This is a genomic window from Bradyrhizobium sp. STM 3561 (assembly GCF_045571455.1).
In the GTDB taxonomy this organism is placed as follows: domain Bacteria; phylum Pseudomonadota; class Alphaproteobacteria; order Rhizobiales; family Xanthobacteraceae; genus Bradyrhizobium; species Bradyrhizobium vignae.
Genome location: NZ_CP120696.1, coordinates 66,429 through 89,269 on the forward strand (window position 1 = coordinate 66,429; position 22,841 = coordinate 89,269).

Annotated in this window: 19 protein-coding genes and 1 pseudogene; 12 read left to right on the forward strand and 8 right to left on the reverse strand. The window is 61.7% G+C overall.

The features are described 5' to 3' along the window. Positions 1-135: 135 nt before the first annotated feature. The 5 genes from P6U28_RS39720 (at position 136) to P6U28_RS39740 (ending at position 6,161) form a co-directional block, all read left to right on the forward strand. Positions 136-288: a hypothetical protein gene (locus P6U28_RS39720; protein ID WP_407123417.1), complete on the forward strand. Its 153-nt coding sequence runs from the start codon at positions 136-138 to the stop codon at positions 286-288. A 40-nt stretch (positions 289-328) separates the two neighbouring features. Beyond that, positions 329-424, forward strand: coding sequence for a hypothetical protein (locus P6U28_RS39725; protein ID WP_407123418.1), 96 nt, complete (start codon positions 329-331; stop codon positions 422-424). A gap of 241 nt (positions 425-665) precedes the next feature. Beyond that, the gene (locus P6U28_RS39730) at positions 666-2,495 is read left to right on the forward strand and encodes a glycoside hydrolase family 15 protein (protein ID WP_407123419.1); all 1,830 of its coding nucleotides are present in this window, start codon (positions 666-668) and stop codon (positions 2,493-2,495) included. 9 nt (positions 2,496-2,504) lie between these two features. Continuing rightward, complete coding sequence (locus tag P6U28_RS39735; protein WP_407123420.1) at positions 2,505-3,377, forward strand: SDR family oxidoreductase; 873 nt, start codon at positions 2,505-2,507, stop codon at positions 3,375-3,377. A gap of 165 nt (positions 3,378-3,542) precedes the next feature. Continuing rightward, a complete protein-coding gene (locus P6U28_RS39740; RefSeq protein ID WP_407123421.1) occupies positions 3,543-6,161 on the forward strand; it encodes an MMPL family transporter in 2,619 nt (872 codons plus the stop codon). 34 nt (positions 6,162-6,195) lie between these two features. Here the strand turns inward: P6U28_RS39740 and P6U28_RS39745 are convergent, their stop codons facing one another. Together P6U28_RS39745 and P6U28_RS39750 are read right to left on the reverse strand one after the other, a co-directional pair. Next, positions 6,196-7,299, reverse strand: coding sequence for a S1C family serine protease (locus P6U28_RS39745; protein ID WP_407123422.1), 1,104 nt, complete (start codon positions 7,297-7,299; stop codon positions 6,196-6,198). Between the two features lie 144 nt (positions 7,300-7,443). Then, a complete protein-coding gene (locus tag P6U28_RS39750; RefSeq protein WP_407123423.1) occupies positions 7,444-7,839 on the reverse strand; it encodes a hypothetical protein in 396 nt (131 codons plus the stop codon). 206 nt (positions 7,840-8,045) lie between these two features. Here P6U28_RS39750 and P6U28_RS39755 point away from each other — a divergent pair, with 206 nt between their 5' ends. Beyond that, positions 8,046-8,258: a hypothetical protein gene (locus P6U28_RS39755; protein WP_407123424.1), complete on the forward strand. Its 213-nt coding sequence runs from the start codon at positions 8,046-8,048 to the stop codon at positions 8,256-8,258. Between the two features lie 504 nt (positions 8,259-8,762). On the opposite strand, the gene P6U28_RS39760 is transcribed toward P6U28_RS39755, so the two are convergent. Continuing rightward, a complete protein-coding gene (locus P6U28_RS39760; protein ID WP_407123425.1) occupies positions 8,763-9,230 on the reverse strand; it encodes a hypothetical protein in 468 nt (155 codons plus the stop codon). 15 nt (positions 9,231-9,245) lie between these two features. After that, positions 9,246-9,446 (reverse strand): hypothetical protein, encoded by a 201-nt coding sequence (locus P6U28_RS39765; protein ID WP_407123426.1) that lies wholly within the window; start codon positions 9,444-9,446, stop codon positions 9,246-9,248. Between the two features lie 260 nt (positions 9,447-9,706). On the opposite strand from P6U28_RS39765, the gene ligD reads away from it, so the two are divergent. Then, entirely contained in the window at positions 9,707-10,654 is a 948-nt protein-coding gene (ligD, locus tag P6U28_RS39770; protein WP_407123427.1) for a non-homologous end-joining DNA ligase, read from the forward strand. 28 nt (positions 10,655-10,682) lie between these two features. Here ligD and P6U28_RS39775 read toward each other — a convergent pair whose 3' ends face one another. Next, positions 10,683-11,507: a ribonuclease HII gene (locus P6U28_RS39775; RefSeq protein WP_407123503.1), complete on the reverse strand. Its 825-nt coding sequence runs from the start codon at positions 11,505-11,507 to the stop codon at positions 10,683-10,685. A 461-nt stretch (positions 11,508-11,968) separates the two neighbouring features. Beyond that, positions 11,969-12,901, reverse strand: coding sequence for a Ku protein (locus P6U28_RS39780; RefSeq protein WP_407123428.1), 933 nt, complete (start codon positions 12,899-12,901; stop codon positions 11,969-11,971). A gap of 145 nt (positions 12,902-13,046) precedes the next feature. On the opposite strand from P6U28_RS39780, the gene P6U28_RS39785 reads away from it, so the two are divergent. From P6U28_RS39785 to P6U28_RS39800, 4 genes and pseudogenes are all read left to right on the forward strand, one after another. Beyond that, positions 13,047-13,442, forward strand: coding sequence for a hypothetical protein (locus P6U28_RS39785; RefSeq protein WP_407123429.1), 396 nt, complete (start codon positions 13,047-13,049; stop codon positions 13,440-13,442). Positions 13,443-13,488: 46 nt separating this feature from the next. Continuing rightward, on the forward strand, positions 13,489-13,938 hold the full coding sequence (locus P6U28_RS39790; RefSeq protein ID WP_407123430.1) for a hypothetical protein: 450 nt from the start codon (positions 13,489-13,491) through the stop codon (positions 13,936-13,938). An 82-nt stretch (positions 13,939-14,020) separates the two neighbouring features. Then, positions 14,021-15,049 carry an IS110 family transposase gene (locus P6U28_RS39795; RefSeq protein ID WP_407123431.1) on the forward strand — a complete coding sequence of 343 codons (1,029 nt, stop codon included), beginning with the start codon at positions 14,021-14,023 and terminating at the stop codon, positions 15,047-15,049. A gap of 264 nt (positions 15,050-15,313) precedes the next feature. Continuing rightward, positions 15,314-16,046, forward strand: a pseudogene (locus P6U28_RS39800) (SOS response-associated peptidase). Positions 16,047-16,083: 37 nt separating this feature from the next. Here P6U28_RS39800 and P6U28_RS39805 read toward each other — a convergent pair. Next, the gene (locus tag P6U28_RS39805) at positions 16,084-19,548 is read right to left on the reverse strand and encodes a UvrD-helicase domain-containing protein (RefSeq protein ID WP_407123432.1); all 3,465 of its coding nucleotides are present in this window, start codon (positions 19,546-19,548) and stop codon (positions 16,084-16,086) included. Beyond that, on the reverse strand, positions 19,545-22,445 hold the full coding sequence (locus P6U28_RS39810) for a PD-(D/E)XK nuclease family protein (protein WP_407123433.1): 2,901 nt from the start codon (positions 22,443-22,445) through the stop codon (positions 19,545-19,547). The genes P6U28_RS39805 and P6U28_RS39810 overlap by 4 nt, the downstream gene beginning before the upstream one ends. 156 nt (positions 22,446-22,601) lie before the next feature. Here P6U28_RS39810 and P6U28_RS39815 point away from each other — a divergent pair, with 156 nt between their 5' ends. Beyond that, the gene (locus P6U28_RS39815; protein WP_407123434.1) at positions 22,602-22,790 is read left to right on the forward strand and encodes a hypothetical protein; all 189 of its coding nucleotides are present in this window, start codon (positions 22,602-22,604) and stop codon (positions 22,788-22,790) included. Positions 22,791-22,841: the final 51 nt, after the last annotated feature.

The following is a 22,841-nucleotide window of genomic DNA, read 5'->3' on the forward strand; positions in this document are numbered from 1 at the left end:
GGTCTCCTCAACTTCCCTACCGCTCGCTGGCGACTGCCGTTCGTTCAAAGGATCGCGAGGATCGAATTCCTCCCCGTCGATCTGCCCACCAACGGAACCGGAAGGGGTGCGTTCCTAACGGAAATGAGCCAGCAAATGTTGCGCGGCGACCCCAGGTCGACCGTGACAGTCACGGTTGTCCGCAGCAAGCAAGAGCCCTTCGATGTCACACTCACCCGCCAAATCATTACGGTCGATTCGATCAAGTCGAAGCTCGAGCGCGGCGACATCGGCTTATATACGAATTAGCCAATTCGGAGACGACACTACGGACGGATTCAAAAAGGCGTTGTCCGGACTTAAACATCGTGCGAACGGCCGGATTGCTGGTCTCGTACTTGATCTGCGCGATGATACCGGCGGTCTTCTCGATGCAGCCGGTTGACGTGGCCGGAGATCTCCTCGACGGCGCCGCGGTCGGCATCCATGGCAGAGAGGCAGGTGAGGATCACGCTTTCGGACTACGCGCAGCTGAAGGCTGCGCTCGCGTATCTAGACCATGTGGCCAGCACGAGAGCGGATTCACATTGATCGGCTCCTATGGCCTTTCGCCGAAAGTCTATACCGCCGAAAGCCCGCAGCCGGAACCCAAGGGCGAGACGCCCATTGTCCACTGGGTAACTTGAATGGCTCGGATTGAAGACTACGCGTTCATCGGCGATTGTGAGACCGGAGCCCTGGTTGGGCGCGACGGATCGATCGATTGGCTCTGCCTCCCTCGTTTTGATTCCGATAGCTGCTTCGGACGGCTCCTCGGCAACGAGGAGAACGGGTACTGGAAGCTTTGCCCGGTCGATGCACATCCAAGCGAGCGCTTCTACCGGCCGGGCACCCTGATCCTCGAGACGGTGTTTACGACCGACCGGGGGCGTGTCCGCCTCATCGATTTCATGCCTCCGAAGACAGACGTTTCAAAGGTCGTGCGGGTCGTCGAGGGCCTGGAGGGCAAGGTCGACATGCGCAGCGAACTGGTCGCGCGCTTCGACTACGGGATCAGCGTGCCCTGGGTCAGTCGCATTGAAGACGGGGCGCTCAGCCTGGTTGCGGGCGATTCGATGCTGCTGCTCAGAACCGAGGTGCCTGTGCGCGGCGAATCCATGAAGAGCATCAGCTCGTTTTCGGTCAGGAAGGGCCAGCGCGTCGCGTTCGTTCTTTCCTACCAGATTTCGTACGAGGAGCCTGCGGCTGCTGAGGATCCCGACGCGCTATTGCACGCAGCGGAGCGTTTCTGGCGTGAATGGTCTGGCCGCTGCGAAGCGGCAGGAGCGTACTCCGAGGCCGTTCAGCGCTCTTTGATCGCCCTGAAGGCGCTGACGTTCGCACCAAGCGGCGGTATGGTTGCCGCGGCGACGACCTCCCTTCCTGAGCAGATCGGCGGCCCAAGAAACTGGGATTATCGGTTCTGCTGGGTGCGCGATGCCACGCTGACCCTCCTGGCCCTCATGGGAGCGGGCTACTACGACGAGGCGCGGGCCTGGCGAGATTGGCTCGTCCGCGCGGTGGCGGGAAGTCCCAAGCAACTCCAGATCATGTACGCGGTCACGGGAGAGCGCCGGCTGACCGAGTGGGAGGTGCCGTGGCTCTCGGGATATGAGAACTCCAAGCCCGTGCGCATTGGAAACGCGGCGCATTCCCAGCTTCAGCTCGATGTCTATGGCGAGTTGATGGACGCTCTCTATCAGGCGCGCCGCGGCGGGCTTCACGAAAACAAGCGGGCATGGGCGATCCAATGCGCCCTGCTCGATCACCTCAAGGGCATCTGGACCGAACCGGATGAAGGCATTTGGGAGGTCCGCGGCGGCGCCAAGCATTTCACCTACTCGAAGATCATGGCGTGGGTCGCCTTCGATCGTGCCATCAAGTCGGCGGTTGAATTCGGCATGCATGGTCCCATACGGGAGTGGGAAGCACAACGCGCCGCGATCCACGAAGATGTGTGTCGGCACGGTTACGATGAGCAGCGGCAGAGTTTCGTCCAGGTGTATGGCGAGCCGCAGCTCGATGCCAGTCTACTGCTCATTCCAGCAGTCGGCTTCTTGCCGCCCGATGATCCACGCGTGACCTCGACTATCAAGGCGATCGAGCGGGAATTGCTTCAGGACGGCTTCATCCGGCGGTACGACACTGGCGCGACGAACGACGGCCTTCCACCCGGCGAGGGCATGTTCCTCGCCTGCAGCTTTTGGCTTGCTGACGCCTATCACCTCACTGGCCGCGACGCCGACGCCAAGGCCTTGTTCGAACGGCTCCTGGCGCTGCGCAATGACGTTGGCCTGCTCTCGGAAGAGTACGACGTCCAGCGACGGCGCCTCGTCGGAAATTTCCCGCAAGCCTTCTCCCACATCGCACTGGTGAATACCGCGCACAACCTCACGCACCGCGAGAAACCGTCTGAGCACCGCGGCGGCAAGAAGCCGGTTCCCAGCAAAGAACGGCAAGCGACGAACTCGATTTAGGAGGCAAGCATGGCCGACACCGCGACCGCCCCCACATCACCGGCCCTCCCCACCGAGCGTCGTCGACCCGCAGCCCGCTTTCCGGTCGTGCTGGAGGGCCAGCCAGCCCTCGTCACCGGCGCAAACTCGGGCATCGGCCGCGCGGTGGCCTTGGGTCTCGCCGCCTCTGGTGCCGATGTCGTCGTCAACTACATCGTCGAGCCGCAAGCGGCTGAAGACGTCGCGCACCGGATCGAAGCGTTGGGCCGGAAGGCGATCACGGTCAAGGCGGACGTCAGCAGCGAGGAGGACGTACGTTCTATGTTTGCCAGAGCGGTCGAGCACTTCGGGACGCTGCACATTGTGGTGAACAACGCCGGACTGCAGCGGGATGCCCCCTTCCACGACATGAGCCTGGATCAATGGAACAAGGTTATCGGCGTCAACCTTACCGGTCAATTTCTCTGCGCCCGGGAAGCTATCCGCGAATTCAAGAGGCGAGGTGTCGTGAAGGACGTCTCTGTCGCAGCCGGCAAACTCATCTGCATGAGCTCTGTGCATCAGGAGATACCTTGGGCGGGACACGCGAACTATGCCGCCTCGAAAGGCGGCGTCATGCAAATGATGCGAAGCGTGGCTCAGGAGGTGGCTCCGTTCGCCATTCGTGTCAACGGGATTGCGCCGGGCGCCATTCGCACGCCCATCAACCGGCCGGCCTGGGAGACCAAAGAGGCCTACGAAAGCCTGATGACCCTGGTCCCCTATAAGCGCATAGGAGAGCCAGACGACATCGCTCAGGCCGTCGCCTGGCTGGTGTCGGATGCTGCCGACTACGTGACGGGCGCGACCCTGTTCATCGACGGGGGAATGATGCTCTTCCCTGGCTTTGCGACCGGAGGCTAGGTCGTGCCGCTGATGCGCGTCTCGGCCGCCTCGATGTCTGAGTTCCCCAACATGCCGGCAGCAACCGGCGACCGCTTCGCGCGTTACGCATCTGCTCCCTGCGGATCGCGTAGAGGGACATTCGGCTATTCCAACTGGCAAGCGCTTGCACGATAAACGAGGCAAATGACTCGAGCGGTCGTCAACATCGTCGATCTTTGCGTCCGCCGCTGGCGAGTCACCATCCTCGTGGGAGCGCTCTTGCTAGTTGCCTGCGCGTTCTACGCCGCAACGCGGTTTTCCATCAACACCGACATCCAGACCCTCGTATCGCAGAACCTTCCTTGGCATCAGCGCCAGGTCGAGCTCTCGAAAGCGTTTCCGCAAAAGGGAATCTCCGTCGTCGTGACCGCGACGACGCCGGAAAATGCTGATGTTGCGACCGATGAGCTTGCACAAAGGCTGAAGGAAAACCCAGAGCTGTTTCGCGACGTCGTCCAGCCCGACAGCGGCGAGTTCTTCGAGCGCAATAGCCTGCTGCTTGGCTCGACAGCAGATGTGCAACGGACGGCCGACGGGCTGTCTCGCGCCCGCCCCTTCCTGGAGGCCCTTGCGGCCGATCCAACATTGCGCGGCGCAGTCGAGGTACTGGGCTCGGCTGCGCAAGCCGTCGCGGCAGGTCGGCTGAAGCTGGAGCAGCTCGGCTGGCCACTTTCGCTCACGCGAAAAGTCTTGGATGACGTCCTCGCCCGCAAACCTGCATTCTTCTCCTGGCAGGCGCTTCTCCAAGGGCACGCGCTTGCCGATCGGCAATCGCGACACTTCATCGAGATTGCTCCGAAGCTCGACTTCAAAGCACTTCAACCCGGCCGGGCGGCAACCGACGCAATCGGGAAGGCAGCCTCCGATCTTCAGCTGAAGCAGCGTTTCGGAGCTGAGATCAGCCTCACGGGCGAGGTCCCGATGAATGACGATCAGTTCTCGGTGATCCGCGCCAGCGCGGTGCGCGACACCTTCACGGCGTTGATTGGCGTGCTGGTGATCCTTTGGCTTGCACTCCGTTCCTTCAGGCTCATTGCCGCAGTGTTCTTCAGCCTGGCTGTCGGGCTCGCCGCAACCGCCGCTCTGGGACTTCTCATGGTTGGCTCCTTCAACCTGATCTCGATTGCGTTCTTCGTGCTGTTCGTCGGGCTGGGCGTCGATTTCGGCATTCAGTTCAGCGTGCGTTACCGGACCGAACGGCACGAGCTGGATAACCTCCGTCACGCGCTGCGCTGCGCCGCGCACAAGGCGGGAGCGCCACTCGCGCTCGCGGCGGCCGCCACCGCGATTGGCTTTTTCGCTTTCTTGCCGACCGACTATCGCGGTCTGTCCGAGCTCGGATTGATTGCCGGGTTCGGTATGCTGATCGCTTTCGCCTGCAGCGTTACGTTAGTACCGGCGATGCTGACCGCGCTCAATCCGCCAGGCGAACCCGCCGCGGTGGGCTTCAAATGGCTTGCGCCCGTCGACGCATTTCTGCAGCGCCACCGCATCGCGGTGATCGTTGGCACTATTCTTGTCGTCTTAGCCGGCACGCCACTGCTGTTTCACCTCCCGTTCGATTTCAACCCCGTCGACCTTCAGAACCCCAATTCTCCATCGGTGGTCACCTACCGGAAGCTGCAATCGGAGCCCGAGACCAACGGAAACGATGCCGAGGTGCTGGCGGCATCGCAACAGCAGGCGGATCAGATCGCTAAACGGCTTTCGTCGCTTCCGGAGGTCGCGCGCGTGATGACGCTGACGAACTTCATTCCGACCGATCAGGAGCAGAAGCTCGCTGCCATCCATGCCGCCGACCGCGCGATCGGGCCGGCGCTCAATCCGCGCGGCAAGAGGCCCCAACCGAACGACGAGGATACCGTGAACGCGCTTCGCAACACGGCACAGGCGCTCTTGAAGGTGGCAACCGGCGCCAGTGGCACGGTGGGGGACGACGCACGCGCCGTCGCTTCGCAGTTTGATCAGCTGGCAAGTGCCTCGGCCGACGTTCGCCGCAAGGCCGATGCGGCGGTGGTTCCCTCCCTGAACCACGATCTGGACCGCCTTCGCAAGACCCTTTCGGCTCAACCGGTGACGCGGGAACGCCTCCCTGCCGACCTGGTCCGCGACTGGCAGTTGCAGGACGGTCGCGCGCGGGTGCAGGCGCTAGCCAAAGGCGATGCCAACAACGTCGATGTGCTGCGAAAATTCGCCGAAGCCGTTCTTACCGCCGAGCCTGCCGCTGCGGGGGCCGCGGTCAGCTACTACGAGTCCGCCAGAACAGTAACCCGCGCTTTCGTGGAAGCTGGAATCATGGCTCTGGTTGCGATCGCCATTCTCCTCGCGATCGCTTTGCGACGTATCACCGACGTCCTGCTCACTCTGATCCCATTGCTTGTCGCGGGGGCGCTCACGCTGGAGCTGTCCGTCCTGCTTGGTCCGCAGCTCAATTTCGCCAATATCATCGCACTTCCGCTGCTGCTCGGCGTTGGGGTGGCGTTCAAGATCTACTACATCATGGCCTGGCGGGCCGGCAAAACCGGACTGCTGCAATCGACATTGACGCGTGCCGTGGTGTTCAGCGCCATGACCAATGCGGCGGCTTTCGGCAGCATGTGGGCCTCCAACTACCCGGGCATGTCGAGCATGGGTAAGATGATGGCGCTGGCCCTCGCCTGCACCATGGCCGCCGCCGTGCTATTTCAGCCGGTTCTGATGGGGCAACCACGCCAGATCAAGCCGCATGCGGAGGTGCCTCCGTTGCGAGAGGCGGCGGAATAGCAGTCCGGTGAATGGATTCCCGTGTGGACAGCGTTCATCGCTGAGCCAGCTGAGAGACGTCAGCGATGGACAACTTGACGCTGCGGATTTGTCCTGCGCGGTCGAGGGTCAATTCGATCTGCTTGCCGATGCCCTCATCCTCTAGGATCGAAGTCAATTCCTCCATGCTGTGGACGGGCTTGCCGTTCACTTCGGTAATGACATCCCCGATCACTCCGTCCTCACTCACGCCTTCAATCCCAGCTTTAGCGGCCGGAGAGCCGGGCAAGGTTCGGAGGACTATGACGCCGTCAATTCCGAGGCTTGTTGCCTCGCCTTGCTTGGCCGCCACGATGCCGACCCCCGGCAAGGGAACGTGACCGCTACGGATCAACTCGGCTGCGACGCGATTGACGATGTCGACTGGAATGGCGAATCCGATTCCGGCCGATGCGCCCGAGCCGGAGATGATAGCGCTGTTCACTCCGATTAAGCGACCGCCACTATCGAGCAGCGGACCGCCGGAATTTCCGGGGTTGATGGGCGCGTCGGTCTGGATCATCCCCTTGACCTCGCGCGCAGTCACCGACGGCAGTGTTCGAGCAAGCGCACTCACGATCCCAGAGGTCAGAGTCTGGTCGAGCCCGTAGGGGTTTCCGATCGCAAATGTGCTCTGGCCTACCTGCAGATCAGCCGAACGGCCGACGGCAATCGGATGCAGGGCTGACCTTGGCCGCTCCAACTGAAGAACAGCGAGGTCGTAGTTTGGAGCGGCGCCGACGACATGCGCCGCGACGAATTCGCCTGACGTGAGTCGAATCCCGATCTGGGCGGTGCCGCTGATGACGTGATTGTTCGTGATTACATGCCCCGCGAGATCCCATATGATGCCTGACCCAGATTGCACAACACTGTCCTGTTCACCGGAAAATACGGACGCGCTGGGCCTGCCACGGGCAAACACATGCACGACCGACGGAGAAACCTCCTTGAAGAGACGGACAGTCGCCTGCTCGCTGGCAGCGAGCTCGGCGCGAGGTGTTACAGTCCTGGGAGTAGAGGCGGAAAACCAGAGCGCCGACAGGTACGGCTGCATCACCCAGACGGTTGCCAATACGAGCAACCAAACGATCGCCGCGCGCAGGAAACGAATGGGCATGTGACGCCTCCTTGCAGGAGCCCTCCCTTCTTGCGACCGTTTAGCGCGCCTAGCGATGGCTCAGTGCCTCTCGCAAATGACGTAACGCGCTTCGGGGAACAGGAAATGGGTGAGGCCACGCGTATGCCGCGGCCTCACGCGACCTTACTTTTGCGCTCCGGAACTGTTGGTATTGCCGGGCCCGGCGCTGCCCGCACCCGATCCCACAGTGCCTGATGAGCTGCCGGAGGTCATCGCCTCGAAAACCGACATGCCATGCGGACCAATCGTCATGACTACCGGATTCCCGTCCTTCGATTTCGCCTGCACGACGAAGGACTCGGCCACGACCTTCACATCGGTAAAGCCCGCGGCTTGCAGATCCTTCCTGATGCTCTCGATCGCCGACTTGTTTTGGGCACCGCCATTGAACTGGGCAGCATCGGCTGGGCTCTTCTGATCGTGGCTAGCGGACGCTGCGTCCATTTGCGAGCTGTTGGCGGGCGCCGTGGTTTGGGCAAAGGCCGGGACCACGAAGCAGGTGAACAGCGCAGCTGCCATAGCGAGTGTTTTCATGGAGCTTCTCCTGAATTGATGCGCGTGGCGCTTATGCGACTTTGAGCCGCAAATCAGAGAAGCAAGCTGCCGGTCCGATCGTTCCAAACATTCCACACTCGATAACTGGGTTGTTCGCCGCGAGAGATCGAGGCGACCCCAATAGGAACGCTTCTTTTCTCCTCGCCTTCTGATATCAAGGAGGAATTGACATGACCTATCCGAACGACAATCGACCTGTCGGCAATCTGAATCGGCGGAACAACTGGGGAGGTTGGGCAGCTTTGGCCATCTGCGCGATTCTGATCATCGTGGGTGCGTTCTACTATTCGGGCCGGCACAACACGACCGCATCGAACCAAAGCACTTCGCCAGCAACGACGACAGGATCAAACGCGACTGGTCCAGCAGCGCCGAAGAAATAGCGGCCCAAGGCCGGCCCCCCAGCCGCAGAACTAGTCGAGCCTAGCAGCACTGGGAGGCCGAACGGCTCAACAAGTGCTTCGGAAAGGCCGGTGCCGACGTGGCCGATGTACCGCCAGGCGTCGCTTTCGTGTAAACGCTGATCGAGTTCGGGCCCACGGCGATCATCGAGTTGAGGGGCCTTCGGACGCCCTGTCTCGTGATCGAACGTCTTCGAGCCGGCCTGAAAAGGCACGTGCTGTCGTCGGCGGAAACGGGGCCTCCATTCAAGTGCGGGGTGCTGGGAGTGGTTCGGGCCGGTGGAGCGGTAGCGGCCGGCGACATCGCGCGGGTGCGCCTCCCGTCCACCTCCTTTGAAACCTTGCCGGCGCTCTAAGAGCCCGGTGTACAACTCGGCCAATCGATGGCCGAATCGAAAAGCGCTCGGTAGATCGGGCTGGCATGGCCGCAAACAAGGTAACGGCGGTACGCTTGGGGCTGGGGAAGCAATCGACGGTCCGGGACTATCAAGCCGTCCAGCTTCGCTGGCGGCTTTTTCTTTGGCTCGACCGTCCCTCAAGAGGCATTCGCCCTCGCTCGTTCACGGGCCCCACGGCGACGCTCCCGGCGCTCGCGGCGACGCTTGGCACGATCGGCGGGCTGCGGCAGAGGAGGAACTTCGCGACCTCCATTGCAGCTGTAGTCTCCTCGACCACCGACGTCTGGCTCGGCTCGGGTGCAGCAGGGTGGGCCTCCATGAACTCAAGCGCCGCCCGTCCTTTGGACGTGATCTTCCAACCGCCGCTGGTGCGTTCGACGAGCCCTTGTGACCAGATGTCGAGATCCGGAACCCGCGCCGCGAGGCGTCTGGTCCGGTCCGCCCAATCGCGTCCGCTGGTCGCCAGGATCGCCATGTCCCTCTTGAGGTCCTCCATCACGGCAAACCCATCCGGATATGCCACCAGGATCTTGAGGACGGTCACCTGGAAGTTCACGTCCGCTCCTCCGGATCAGCGCCACATCGTGGGCGCGCGCGAGAGGGCATCGCGACCGCCCTGCTTAAGAGCCGCCGGAGAAATCTCGCCCCTGGTAGCGGCCTCCAGAATCTTCGAGCCGACGTGGGTACGAGCACCGATCTCGCGCTGCGAGACGCATTCGCAGACTTCATCGAGGACCGCGCGCAAAAGCGCGGTGGTTGCCGTGTCGAACATGAGGTGCCCCCAAGAGGGAAACGCCCATCCTAACCGGTCTTGCCGGCTTGTGGATTCAGGAATGTTAAGCTTCGCGGCAAGTACAGCTTCGAATTGGCGAGCAGAATTGTCACAACGGCCGCTCAGAACGTCGGCAGCGCACGCTGTGATGTTGCACGCCCGAGCTTTGGGACCTGGGCTCGCCATCTTCTTCGAGTGTCGCACGGAACTCAGGATACATACCACTCGTTCCTCCCGATCTCTCGTCCCGTCGTCCAGCCATGGCTCGAAAATCAGCCCTGCCTCGCCGCCTGCAGCCCATGCTGGCCACGCTGACCGATTCACCGTTCGACGATCCCAATTGGGTCTTCGAGGATAAATTCGATGGTTTCCGCATGGTCGCAGAAATCCGGGGTGGTCGGGTCGCGCTCTATAGCCGCAATGGGAAGATCATCAGCCACTCCTATGTCGAGGTCGCGAAAGCACTTGAAGGCGTGAAGGCGGACGCCGTCATCGATGGCGAGCTGGTTGCGATCGGAAAGGATGGCGTATCCCATTTCCAGTTGCTTCAGAACGCCCTGCGCCATGAGGCCAAGCTTTTGTACTGTGCGTTCGACCTCATGTTCGCAGACGGGGAGGATCTGCGTGCGCTGCCGCTCCTCGAGCGCAAGAAGCGGCTCAAGGCCATCCTCCCGCGCCACAAGCTGATCGCATTCAGCAAGCACCGCAAAGGCAGCGGCACGAAGTTCTTCGCAGAAGCCGAGCAGAGACATCTCGAAGGCATCATGGCCAAGCGGGCCGACAGCCCCTACGCGTCTGGACGCCGGACCGCCGACTGGCTGAAGGTGAAGACCGCGCAGCGGCAGGAGGTCGTGATCGCCGGCTTCACGGCGCCGAGGCGAACCCGGCCGTTCTTCGGCGCCCTCGTGCTGGCTGTACGCGAAGGCGATGCATGGCGGTACATCGGGCACGTCGGCACCGGCTTCAGTCACCAGGTTCTGGAACAGCTTCACGGCAAGCTCATGAGGCTCAAGACTGCCAAGTCGCCCTTTCCTGCCAAGGTAAAGGATGAGCAGGTTACGACCTGGGTGCGTCCTGCGTTGGTCGCAGAGGTGAAGTTCGCAGAGTGGACGAGCAAGGGCGAGCTACGCCAGCCGGTCTATCTCGGACTGCGGTCTGACAAAAAGGCCGCGGACGTCGTTCGCGAAAAGAGCTGGTCGCGAAAATAACTCCGAGACAAAGCGGACGACTTGGAATTCAGCCGGCTTCGCGCTCGGATGTCGAAGGCCACGGCGGCAGGGGCGGCAACCCGAGAGCCTTGCGTACCGGTCCGAACGACCGCCGGTGAGCTGCGCATGCGCCAAGTCTGGCGAGCGCATCATAATGAGCGGGCACCGGGTAGCCCTTGTGATCCGCAAATCCGTAGCCGGGGTGACGCACGTCGAGCGTCCGCATAACTGCGTCGCGCTCGACTTTCGCGAGAATGGAGGCGGCGGCGATGCTGGCGGACTTGGCGTCGCCTTTGATGATCGCCTGCTGAGGAATGTCGATTTCCTTCAACCGCTTCGCATCGATCAGCAAATGCTGCGGCGTCAATCCCAGTCCCCGGACCGCACGCTGCATAGCCTGGATGCCCGCCCAATAGATATTGATCGTGTCGATCTCCTCGACCTCCACGAACGCCACGCACCAACTCTCAGCCTTTTCCTTGATCTCCTCCGCGAGTGCTTCGCGAGCGGCGGCATCGAGTTTGTTCGAGTCGTCGATTCCCACTATCCGCGTGCCGGGTTTGAGGATCACGGCGCCAGCGGAGACCGGCCCGGCGAGAGGGCTCATTCCAGCCTCATCCACGCCTGCCACGGCATGATGGCCGCTCTCCCAGAGAGTGGTCTCGAAGCGAAGCATCTTGCGGAGGCGCTGCCCTTCGGACCGATTTTCGAAGCGCCGTTTATCGATTGCAGCCAGGATCGCACGCGCTCCCGCGCGGCTGTCGGCCCGCAAGATCTGCTCCACGCTGGCCTCGAGCGGTCTTTTCTCGATGACATAGCGCTGACGCAATACATCGAGTGAATACTGGGACATAACGGCCTTCGTGAAGACTGATTGTTGAGGAGCGTGTCGGTGAACTTTGTGGCGATTGTCTGAAGCACCGATGCCGCCTGGTTGCCTGCGCAACGCCCTCTCGAAGGAACCGGCCGGCTCTCATCTGGGCCCGATTTCGCGCCACCGGCACCGCGTCCATCAGCCTCAGAGGAACCAACTCGTGTGTTCATCCCGAGCGAGGCCAGTACGTCATGCAAGCGACGGAGAAGAGGCGATCGCGTGGTAACCGCGCTAGTTCGAGTGCTCGCTTAACCTCTTCCACGCCCCTATGCGCCGTTGCTTCGGCTTCGCCGCCCTGGCGCCGCGCACCCCTCGCCGCGCCATCTCAGCCTGCCGAATGATCTCACGTGACATAATCGGGTGGGATTTGCCATCCGCCAGAGCCTGGCGCGAGGACGACGTAGTGGCCGTCCGGCGTCACCAAATGCTTTACGACATACCTAAGCCGATTTCCGCTGCGGCTTGACCGCCGGCTTCTTGGCCGCGGCCTCTTTCGCAGGCTTCTTGCCGGCAATCGGCATCAGCATTTCCTTCTGCCCAGCTGCGGCCTTACGTGGCTTTTTGCCTGATTTTTTGGGCGCCTCCGTCGCGGCCGCAGCCTCTCGTCCGATGCTCTTGCGCAACGCGTCCATCAGGTCCACGACGTTCTCACCTCGAGGACGCGCTTTCGCAGTGATGGGCTTGCCGGCGCGCTTCTGATTGATGAGATCGATGAGGGCGGTTTCGTACTGGTCTTCGAACTTGTCCGGGTCGAAACGGCCCGCCTTTTGATCAACGATGTGTTTGGCGAGATCGAGCATTTCCTTCGTGACTTTGACGTCCTGGATTTCGTCGAAATACTCCTTCTCGGAGCGGACTTCGTAGGGATAGCGCAGCAGCGTTCCCATCAACCCTTTGTCCAGCGGATCGAGGGCGATGATGTGCTCCCGATTGGTCAGTACCACCCGCCCGATCGCGACCTTGTTCATCTCTCGGATGGTTTCGCGGATGACGGCGAAGGCGTCGTGGCCAACTTTCCCATCTGGCACCAGATAGTAGGGACGGATCAGATACCGTGGGTCGATCTCGCTCCGATCGACGAACTCGTCGATCTCGATGGTTCGCGTCGATTCCAGCGCGACATTCTCGAGTTCCTCCTTCGTCACCTCGATGTAGGTATCGGTGTCGACCTTGTAGCCCTTGACGATGTCCTCGTTGTCGACCTCTTCGCCGGTGTCGGCGTCGACCTTGGCGTACTTGATTCGATGGCCGGTCTTTCGGTTAAGCTGGTTGAACGAGACTTTTTCGGATTCCGAGGTGGCCGGATAGAGCGCGACCGGACAAGTGACGAGGGAAAGACGCAGGAAGCCTTTCCAGTTAGCGCGCGGGGGCATGCCGGGGGAACTCCGATACTGATACCGGATTCAAGACGAACGACCGGGCTTGGTTCCGACATCCCGACGCGCCTCATCGGAGGATTTTTCTCAGCGGCTTCCTGGTTGGACTCGACATTTGTTCTTGTTATGTTCTAATTCGGGCATGACCGACCGACCCGCGAGCTGGCGCATGCCGACCCCGAAACAGATGGAAAAACTGGCCGCTGAAGCCGCCCGTAGGCCGAGCCCCTCCGCTGCGGGTCCAAATGCTCCCCTCCCGGCCGAGTATTGGGAAGCTGTCCTCAAAGATCCTCGCGCCGGCACGACCGTGGCCCAGGCCCGACAGAGACGTCTTTCGGAAATCAAAGGCCACGTGCTGCGCGTCTCCTGCCGCCGCTGCGAGCGGACCGTGGAAATCCAGACCGCCGATGCCGTCCGCTTGTATGGCGCCAACGCAGCCTGGAAGGACGTGGCGCAGCGATTGCTCGACAACACCTGCCAGCAGCGCACCGGTAGGCATGAAGAAGACGGGTGCTGGCCAGCGTTCGAGACGCCGTAGTCGCTCTTGATATGCCGATCCGATCTCTTTGCGCCTGGATGTCCGGATGGCCCCGAAGTATCACCCTACGCCCCTGTCGGGCGGCGATCGCAAGGCTCTGGCGAAAGAGCTCGGCAAGGCACGCGCGATGACGAACATCCTGGCGACCCGATCGGCGGAGATGCGGGCCAAAGGCGAGGCAATGATCCAGCAAGCCGACAGGCTACTTTGCGAAAGCTGGAATGAGCGAATGTGGAGTGATGGCGAGCCAATCAATCCGTCGCCAACCATCGACCAGGCCGTGAACGGGGGATTCGCCTGGCTGGAGATCAGATGCGCGCGTTGCAAGACGCCGAGCGACGTAGACCTCGCGGCGATGAAGCACCCGCCGACCACCTTCGTGCACGATCTCGCCAGCCGACTGCGCTGTCGCAAATGTGCCAAGGCGGGCCGGCGTCCATCCGCGACTCTGCTACAGTTGACGTGGCAGCCGCGCCACCCTCGAACCGAATCCTGACCGATGTGCTGGTGTGGACGGCCTCTCATCCCCACGGTTCTATGGCGCTGTCAGCGTCACAGCTAGATGAGAGGAAAGTCTGATGAATCTTCCTGTTCGCATCGGTATGGACACTTCCAAGTCGGTTTTCCAGCTTCATAGTGTTGATGAGAACGAGGTGGTGGTGGTCCGCCGCCAGTTCCGGCGAGCCGAGATGATCCGCTACTTCGAGCGGCTTCCACCGGTTCTCGTCGCCATCGAGTCCTGCGGCAGCTCGCATCATTGGGCGCGCCTGCTGCAGTCGTTCGGTCACGAGGTGAAGCTGATCCCACCTCAGTACGTGAAGGCTTACGTGAAGCGCGGCAAGAACGACGCGGCCGATGCCGAAGCGTTGTGCGAGGCGGTCACCCGGCCGAATATGCGGTTTGTACCGGTCAAATCGAAGGAACGCCAAGCGGCCTGCATGTTAATGACTGTGCGGGAACGCCTGGTCAGCGTGAAGTCGCAGCTTTCCAATGCTTTCAGGAGCTATGCGGCTGAGTTTGGCATCGTCGGCCCCGCCGGTCGGCAGAATGTCGCGCAACTTATCAAGCGGGTGCTCGAGGATGATAGCTTGCCGGAAATGGCAAAAGATCTCTTCCGACTCCAAGCAGAGGAATATGCCGCGGTCGAAGCCCGCCTGGCAAAGATCGAAGCCAAGCTGATGAGGTGGCACCGCGACGATGATGTCAGCAGGCGGATCGCGACGATTCCCGGCGTCGGTCCGATTGGGTCGTCCATGCTAAGCATGAAGGCGCCGCCGCCGGAGACGTTCAGGTCAGGCCGCGACTTTGCCGCTTGGCTCGGACTGACACCCAAGGATCATTCGACGGGCGGCCGGCAAAGATATGGCGGAATCACAAAGGCCGGAGACTCAATGCTCCGATCGACGTTGATTGTCGGCGCGACCGCGCTGCTAAGGCACATTCGAAAGGGCCGTCATAGGCCGACACCCTGGCTTGCATCGCTACTGGAGCGAAAGCCGCCGAAATTGGTGGCGGTGGCCTTGGCTAACAAGTTCGCCCGTATCGCTTGGCGATTGATGATATCGGGCGGAGTATACAACCGACCGGTAGCCGCCATGCCCGTCTGATCTGAAATCGGCACCGCGAGCGAGGTTGCTCGGCGGATAGCCCACGAACTTGCAGGACGCAGTAGATGGAAGGACCGATCGGTCGATACGCGCGAGCTTCCGTAGATTACACTGGCATCATCAAGGTCGCCTATGTGCTTGGAGCGTGCGTAGCGAACACCATCTTGGCCAGCGGACTTTGTCCGCGCAAACAGGCCGGACATCTGATAGCAAGCGATCAGGTCAAAAGTCTGCTACCATCCTGACAAGTGGGGGGCCGTCCACATCTGCAATCTTTATTCGATCACGACCAACCAAGCCGCGATCACCGCGCTGTTCCGCGTCGTGAACCGATACGTTGGAAATCTGGCGCCGATGCCCGGCGTATTTCCCGACTACAAGGCACCGATCGTGCGGAACGGAGCCGAGGGCCGCGAACTCGCTACGGCGCGATGGGGTATGCCATCATCGTCAAAAGCGCTGATGGATGCCACGAAGAAACGAGCCGTAAAGCTGCAGGGCAAAGGCAAGGAAGTGGATTTTAAGGAATTGCTCAAAATGGAGCCGGACAGCGGAACGACCAATATCCGCAACGTGACGAGCAAGCACTGGACTCGCTGGCTCGGCGTCGAAAACCGCTGCGTGGTGCCGTTCAACTCCTTCAGCGAGTTCAACAAGGCCGAGGGTGGCGATATCTGGTTCGCGCTCGACGAGACCCGTCCGCTCGCCTGCTTCGCCGGCATCTGGACGAATTGGACGTCCGTCCGGAAGGTCAAGGAAGGCGAGACAACCAACGACCTCTACGCGTTCCTCACGACGGAGCCGAATGCAGAGGTCGGCGCCATCCACCCCAAGGCGATGCCGGTGATCCTGATGACGCCCGAAGAAGTCGATGCCTGGATGACGGCGCCTCCGGAGGCGGCGCTGAAACTGCAGCGGCCGCTGCCGGATGGATCGCTCCGTCGCCCGCGGCGTGAAGGAAGATCCAGCCGCGTCGGAGGAAAAATTTCGGTCTTGAAAGTTGAGGCGTAACTCCCTCGGGCGCAACACGCTGATCAAATCGCCAGCAACACGCCGCGAGCCGGCAACCCGGTCGACGCACTCACGGCCCTCGAATACAGTTGCACCTGCCGAACGTAACGATCACGGGCCTCAGAAAGCTCCCGATCCGTCTTGAAGTCCACGACGGTCCATCCGGCGAAATCGGGCAGTTCCTCTCGAAAAGCGAGGTCAACGACCCCTTCGATGAGGACTTCGTCTTGCAATAGCATTACCGGGATTTCCCGGCGTAATCGGCCGACTTTCGCCGCGGCCGCAGCTCGTTGCAATAGCGGATGCGTCTTGGCACGAGAGACAGTCGCAACCGCGGCGTCGATCTCTTCCTTCGTCGCGCCGACTATCTTGCCCTGAACAGCGGCAACCGCCGCTAGGTCAACACTGGACGACTGCAGGTCGATCAACGCCAGCACAGCGTGAACGAGTGTTCCAAAGCGTCGCCCCCCAGGACGATCAGTGCCATCCCTTGCCACCACGTGCACCTCGACAGGCTCAGCGTGCGGCTCTTGTGCTTCCCCGTCTTGAGCCAACGAAGTGATTGTTCGCATCCGCAATGTAGGCAGAGATGCTTCTGCCAACATCGTAAGACGTTGCGCCTTCCAGGTATCATGTCTCCGAACGCTGTCAGTGGCAGCAATCTCGCCGGGATCCGCTTCCAGAAGTCTCTGATGGCGAAGCGGCGCCAATTCTTCGGTCTGGAGACCGAGGGCAGCGGGGTCCCACCATGTGACCGGCACGTTACCAGGCTCCCGCAGATGCAGGCCCGGCCTCACCGATCCCGATAATGGCGGTTTGCCCTTTGGACCGCGGTCGAGGACGCTCTCTTCTCCGAAAATTGGGCATCCAGCCGCCGGAAGTGATCTCCGGCGCGTGGCATCCGCCGGATACAAAAGAGGGTTGAGGCTTTCGAACCATCCATCGATCGGTCCATCGCCGCAGGTCGGGACGACTAGAAGATCGCGGGCCCGCGTCGCAGCCACGTAAGCTACGCGCACAGCTTCAGCCCGATCACGCTTCAGCTCGAGATCACTAGCTTCCAAAAGTTCGACTGGCGATGCCCCGCAGATTTGCTCCAACCAGATAGAACGGTTGGCATCAATGTGTCGGCTTGGGCGATCGCGCGAGGAGGGACAGGTTGGATCGCCAAGAATCACGACAGGAAACTCCAATCCTTTAGCCTTGAACACGGTCATTACGCGAACGCCTTCAGTCCCCTCCTCTACGATGGGAGCTTCGTCAACTCCACCACGCTCGGCGTCGGTTTCGATGCTCTCGACGAACGCGCGGAACGAGGACGCGGTTCGCTCAAATCGCCGGGCTGTGTCTATCAGCCGTTGGCAATTTGCGAGCGCCTGTTCACCATTCTGCCAAAGAGCAATGCCAGCCTGCGCCCGGACTGCTTGCAAAAGCATCGTCAACGTTTCCGCAATTGGTCGGCTGTTACGGCCAGCATGAAGTTGCCGAAGGAGATCAAGGGCGTCGGCCACCTCCAGCGCCGCCGGCCGGAGAGTGGCGCGATCGGCAACGCGCGTTGGATCGAGCCGCCGAATTATCAGGTTCCCTTCTTCGTTGATTGACTGGCGATAGAGAAGAAGTGACTCGTCGCTCAAGGCGAACAGGGGGCCCCGGAGAGTCGCAAACACTTTGAGTTCATCGTCCGGCCATTCGATCGCTGTGACAGCATTTCGCAGCGCGACGACCTCCTCGCGGTCATGGAACGACCGACCGCCCACCAGCACGTGGGGTATGCGTCGGGCTTCCAGTTCGCGCACATATGGTCGCGTCACGTCAGTCCGGAAATTACGGAAGCGGCGGAATAGAATGGCAATATGGCGAGGTCGGATCGCGGTTTCCTGGCCTGCCTCTTCGACCGTCCACCCGCTTTCGTTGACTAACCAATCAACGAAAGCACCCACGGCGCCCGGTAAGGATTCATTGATGCGCCAGTCGGTAACTTTACCGAAGTCGCCGTAGGGTCGTGGGGCAGGCAGTGCAACGATCGTCGGGCGGCCGCTCACCTCGGCTCGCGCTTGTTCGAGCGCAACGTACCCGTCAGCCTCTTCATCTGCGGCGATGGCGGGCGCGAACGCCGAGTTGATGAATGCCTGAATCGACGGCGTCGCGCGAAAGCTCGTAGTCAGATGAAGCAATTCAGCGCCGACACCGAGCAGGAGCCTCTTGATTTCTGCGTACAGAGCGACGTCCGCGCGTCGAAACCGATAGATGGACTGCTTCGGATCGCCGACAAGAAAAAGCTTTCCGGGCACCGGCTTGACCGCCCGCCAATCCGTTGCCGCGTGATCGTCAGCGGCAAGCAACATAAGAATCTCCGCCTGAAGCGGATCGGTGTCTTGAAACTCGTCGACGAAGAAGTGAGAGAAGCGGCCCTGCAGTTCCTTTCGGACCTTCTCGTCGTCGCGGACGAGATTGCGCATCTTGATGAGTAGGTCCAGGAAGTCGAGAGAGCCCGTCTTCGACTTCAAGGACTCATAGACCACGATCGCCTCTTGCAGGGCGTCATGCACCAGAGGAGCAAGATCGGCGTCACTCGAGGCTACGAACGCCTTGAGCTTAGTCCGCACACCGTCCCGGCGCGCCAGCACCTCGTCGCGGGACAAACGTCCGAATGTCGTCCTCGGTGCGCCCTTGTAATCCCAACCCTTGAACCGTCGTCGGTTCGTGGCAAGGTCGCGGAGATCCGCTTCGAGTCCGTCGTAATCGCGTCCGCGGACAGCTTCGAGACGCGTCGCCTCCCTGACGAAGGAAGCGATTTCAGCCAGATTGCGCGTGAGATAGTCGTCCGTCCACGAGCTCAAGGACGCCAGCTCGCCAACTTCCGCCAACTCGTCGAGCAAAACGTCGATTGCCTTCTGGCGATCGAACGCATCCCGCCGCCAAGCCTGCGCGAAATCACGATGGTTGCACAGCGCGTGCATCGCCGTCCGGAGCTGCTCGTGCGGAGGCTCGCTGCCGGACCTCCTTCGCAGGATTCTCCTCGGGCCCTCCGGCGGATCCGCCAGGATCCTTTGCAGCCATCGTTCGAACGCCTGATCCGCGATCGCTTCGGCCGCCGTGTCATCGAGCATCTTGAAGGCAGGATCTACGCCTGCCTCCACCGGCCGCTCGCCCAAAAGGTCCCCGCAGAACGCATGGATCGTCCCGATATGTGCGAGCTCAAGCTCTTCGAGTGCTTTATCGAGGCGATTCCGCTCCGCCGGGTCGGCATGGAGCCGAGCCTTTTCGAGCTCGAGCCGAAGCCGCAGCTTCATTTCGCCCGCGGCCTTTTCCGTAAACGTCACCGCGACGATGCGGGCCAACGTCCCTTTTCCGCTACGGATCAGGCCAACGATCCTGCCGACCAAGACTGTCGTCTTCCCCGTCCCTGCCGCAGCTTCGACGAAGAGGGTCGTTTCGTAGTCATTAAGAATCCGATCGCGCGCCTTCGCGTCAACTAGTTCGGTCATTCCCAAGCCCTCAGCGTCTGCAGCGTGTCAAGGTCGCTTTGAGGCTTTCGTGCCGAGCGAATCTCCTCATAGGGACCGCAAACGGCCCGATAGTCACACTGCCCGCACTGCCCTTCAGCAGGCGCCGCCGGGAGGAAAGGCCTTTCGATGGCCCGTCCGATGATGGTCGCGACATCGAGCGCAGCGTCGCGCGCGCGCTGGTCGAGAGCAACGATTTGCTCAGAAAACTGGCCTGCCGACGTGCAGAAGTACAGGCGGCCCTCGGAAACCTTGTCGTCCTCGAACATTTTCTCCGCAGCTAGCGCGTACAGGACGGGTTGCAATGACTTCCCGCCCTCGATGACCGCCTCGCCTACCCCGGCGTTCCTGCCGGTCTTGTGATCTACGACCCTGAGCAAGCCGCTCGGATGGCGCTCCACGAGATCGATCGAGCCGCGAAGCCGTATGCCGCAGTCCAGCAGAACAGCGTCCGATACCGATTTCGGGTCTGCCTCGCCCCGGTCGGCACGCCGAGCGAGCCCGAACGAGAGTTCGAAATGCTTCGGAACGAAGCCTGACGTATCCTCGCTCATCCGCCGCAGCCACTCGCGGAGATCGGCCCGGATTTCGGTCACGGCATTCTGCCAAACCTGATCGATGGCCGGCGCTAACTCGTCCTCGTAGCGATCGGTCACCCCTACCATGACCTCTTCGAGCAAGGCTCCCGCCCGTTCGAGATTGCCCGGGCGTACGGGCAATAGCCTCTCCGCAGTCAAGCGGGCGAACAAGGCGAATTGGACGTCATGGATCAGGGAGCCACGCTGGAGCGGATCAAGATCGTCGATCGCAAATGCGATATCACGAGGTGCGATTCTCTGAATGGCGTGAAGAAAGAAGCTGTATGGGCAGCGCGAGAAGGTCTGCAGCGCAGTCGGCGAATATCCACGAGCGTTGAGCGCGTGCTTGGCCATCAGAGATCGGACATCGGCCGAGGAACTGAGTAGCCCGTCCGCGACCGTCCAGCCCCGATTCCAACGCTGATAGCGATTGCGCAAGGCTCGGGCGAGATACGGATTAGCCCCCAAGAGATAGCGCGCGCGGCCCGCGCCCCCGTCCGTCAGACCCATCAGCCCGCCGAGGACCGCGAGATCGTGCTCCGCGTCGTCGATTGCCTCGTTCGGATCGTCCGGTGCCGGCCAACCGAGCCGGCTCGCAGCAACCGTCTCCGCTCGGCGCGTGAGTTCCGCGAAATCCGGAAGCCTGCCCTCCGCCGATCTCACAGCTTCCAGCGCGTAGAAGGAGGGAACACGCGGACGCGATTGATCGAGATCGACGCGTGGGTAGGAGAAAAACATGCGCCGTTCGGCGGCGCCCACGGCAAGCGCCAGCGCAAGCCGCTCCTGGTCGAGTCGGGACCGATTGGTCGCCAGACCGCTGCCGAGCCGCGCGCGGACGACGTCGAGCAGGATCGGCTCCTCGACGATTTTCTTGGGAAACATCTTTTCCGCCAAGCCCGGGACGAAAACCGCCTCGAAGCTCAGTCCTCGGGCCGATTCGATAGTTCCAACAAAGAGCTTTCCGTGCCGCTGCGAAGACGGCGGCTCAGCCGCCTCCAACAGAAGGCTTCTGAGAACGGCAAGAATCTCGTCTAACGTCACCGGCCCCACCGACGCCATCGGCTGTAGCTCTGCCAGCACGGCGAGCACGCGCTGCGGCCGCCTGAGGCTTCGAGCCGCGAGGGCGCTCAAACGGTCGAGCCATTCTCGCCAAGTCGCGGAGATCGGCAGGTTTTCAAGTTCATCGATGAGCGGGAGGGCAAAGCAGGAAAACGCTGTGAGGTCGTCCAACTCACGGGAGATCGCAGCGGCTTGCGCGTCCTCCTGTCCTTCAGTCGCATCGAGTCTACGGCGTAGATCATTCGCGAGGCCGTCAAGTCGCCTCCGCCAACGATCGCTGCCACCTATTACCGCGGCCTCCACGAGCAGCCGTTCCCATCGCCGTGGCGCTCTGAGATGCCCATCCCGCACGGGCCGGTCCGACGGTTCCGAGACAGCTCGGCTCTGCGCTGGCACCGTCGTTGAGTCGCTCGTGCCAGCTATCGTCGAGATGGGAGCGGTCTCGGCGTCGGGCGCGACCCACAGATCGCCCTGGAGCGGCGCCTCGGGAGGTTCACCCGCGACCGCATCGGGCACCTGGCCTAGCGAAAGGTATTCGGCGAATCTTCCCGCCGAAAGGCCTTCGCTGGCACAATCGAGCAAACAGCAAAAGGCTCGCCCGGCGGGCTCCGGCCTCACGGCTCCGCGCGCAAAGTGAACGGGAATCCCTGACCGCGAAAACGCCTCCGCGAGATGCGAACGATAGAGATCGGCCGACCGCAATAGAACGGCCATCCGATCGAACGGAAGACCGTCCCGAGCAAGCAGTAGAATGCGGCGCGCGATCTCGACGCATTCGCGCCCCTCTCCCGGCGCCGAGAAAATCTCGATCTGATCGCCACTCTCGATCTCGGGCGGCTTCTCATGCTCGTTGAAGAGATGACGTTGGAGCCGCGCCAGAGCATCGTTCGGTTCGCCAGCAGACAGATCCAGATCGTTGACTTTGAAGCCCAATCGATCGCGAAATTGATGCAGAGTTTCCATATCGCCTGCAGGTACCGTTGCCAGCGTTTCCCGCGCGGCCGAGATGAATGCGGAAAGGAATCCGAATTCCGCCTCGTTTCGTATCGCGACGTCGAGCAGCAGCGTCGGCAGCCCGACGAGTCGATGCCTATCCTGTCCAGCGATCGCACTCGTCGCGAGCGCGAGAGTGCCGGACCAATCGATGAAGTCACCTTCCGCCAATTCGTGCTCATATTCGCGAACGATCGGCGCCAAATCCGGAGCGGCTGCATTGAGCTCGCCCGAGCGGACGCCGGCCAAGCGCAACTCCGCTATCACGCCGGCTATCGCTCGCGGAAAGCCGGGCGTTTCGCTCACGGAAGCGTACCGGCCGAGCTTGCGCTCGCCCCTCAGACGATGGATCAACCGCGTTGTGATCGCGTCCGCCCCGATTCTGGTGAGCGGCACGACCCCGCGGTGCGCGAGCTCTCGGGCCGCCACGATGGAGACGAGTTGCGAGAGACCGATCCGATGCCAACCGAAAGCCGCGCCCTTTCGAGACACAACCTGGCGCGCGAGTTCATTGGCGGCGTCGACCGTGGCGCCAACTACGAGGAGTTCCTCATCTGGCTCGCGCGCCTCAAGCCAAGCGCGTGCGCCCTCTAACCGGCGACGACTGGAGGCGGAAGTAACGGCAAGCAAGTTCATCTGAACAGG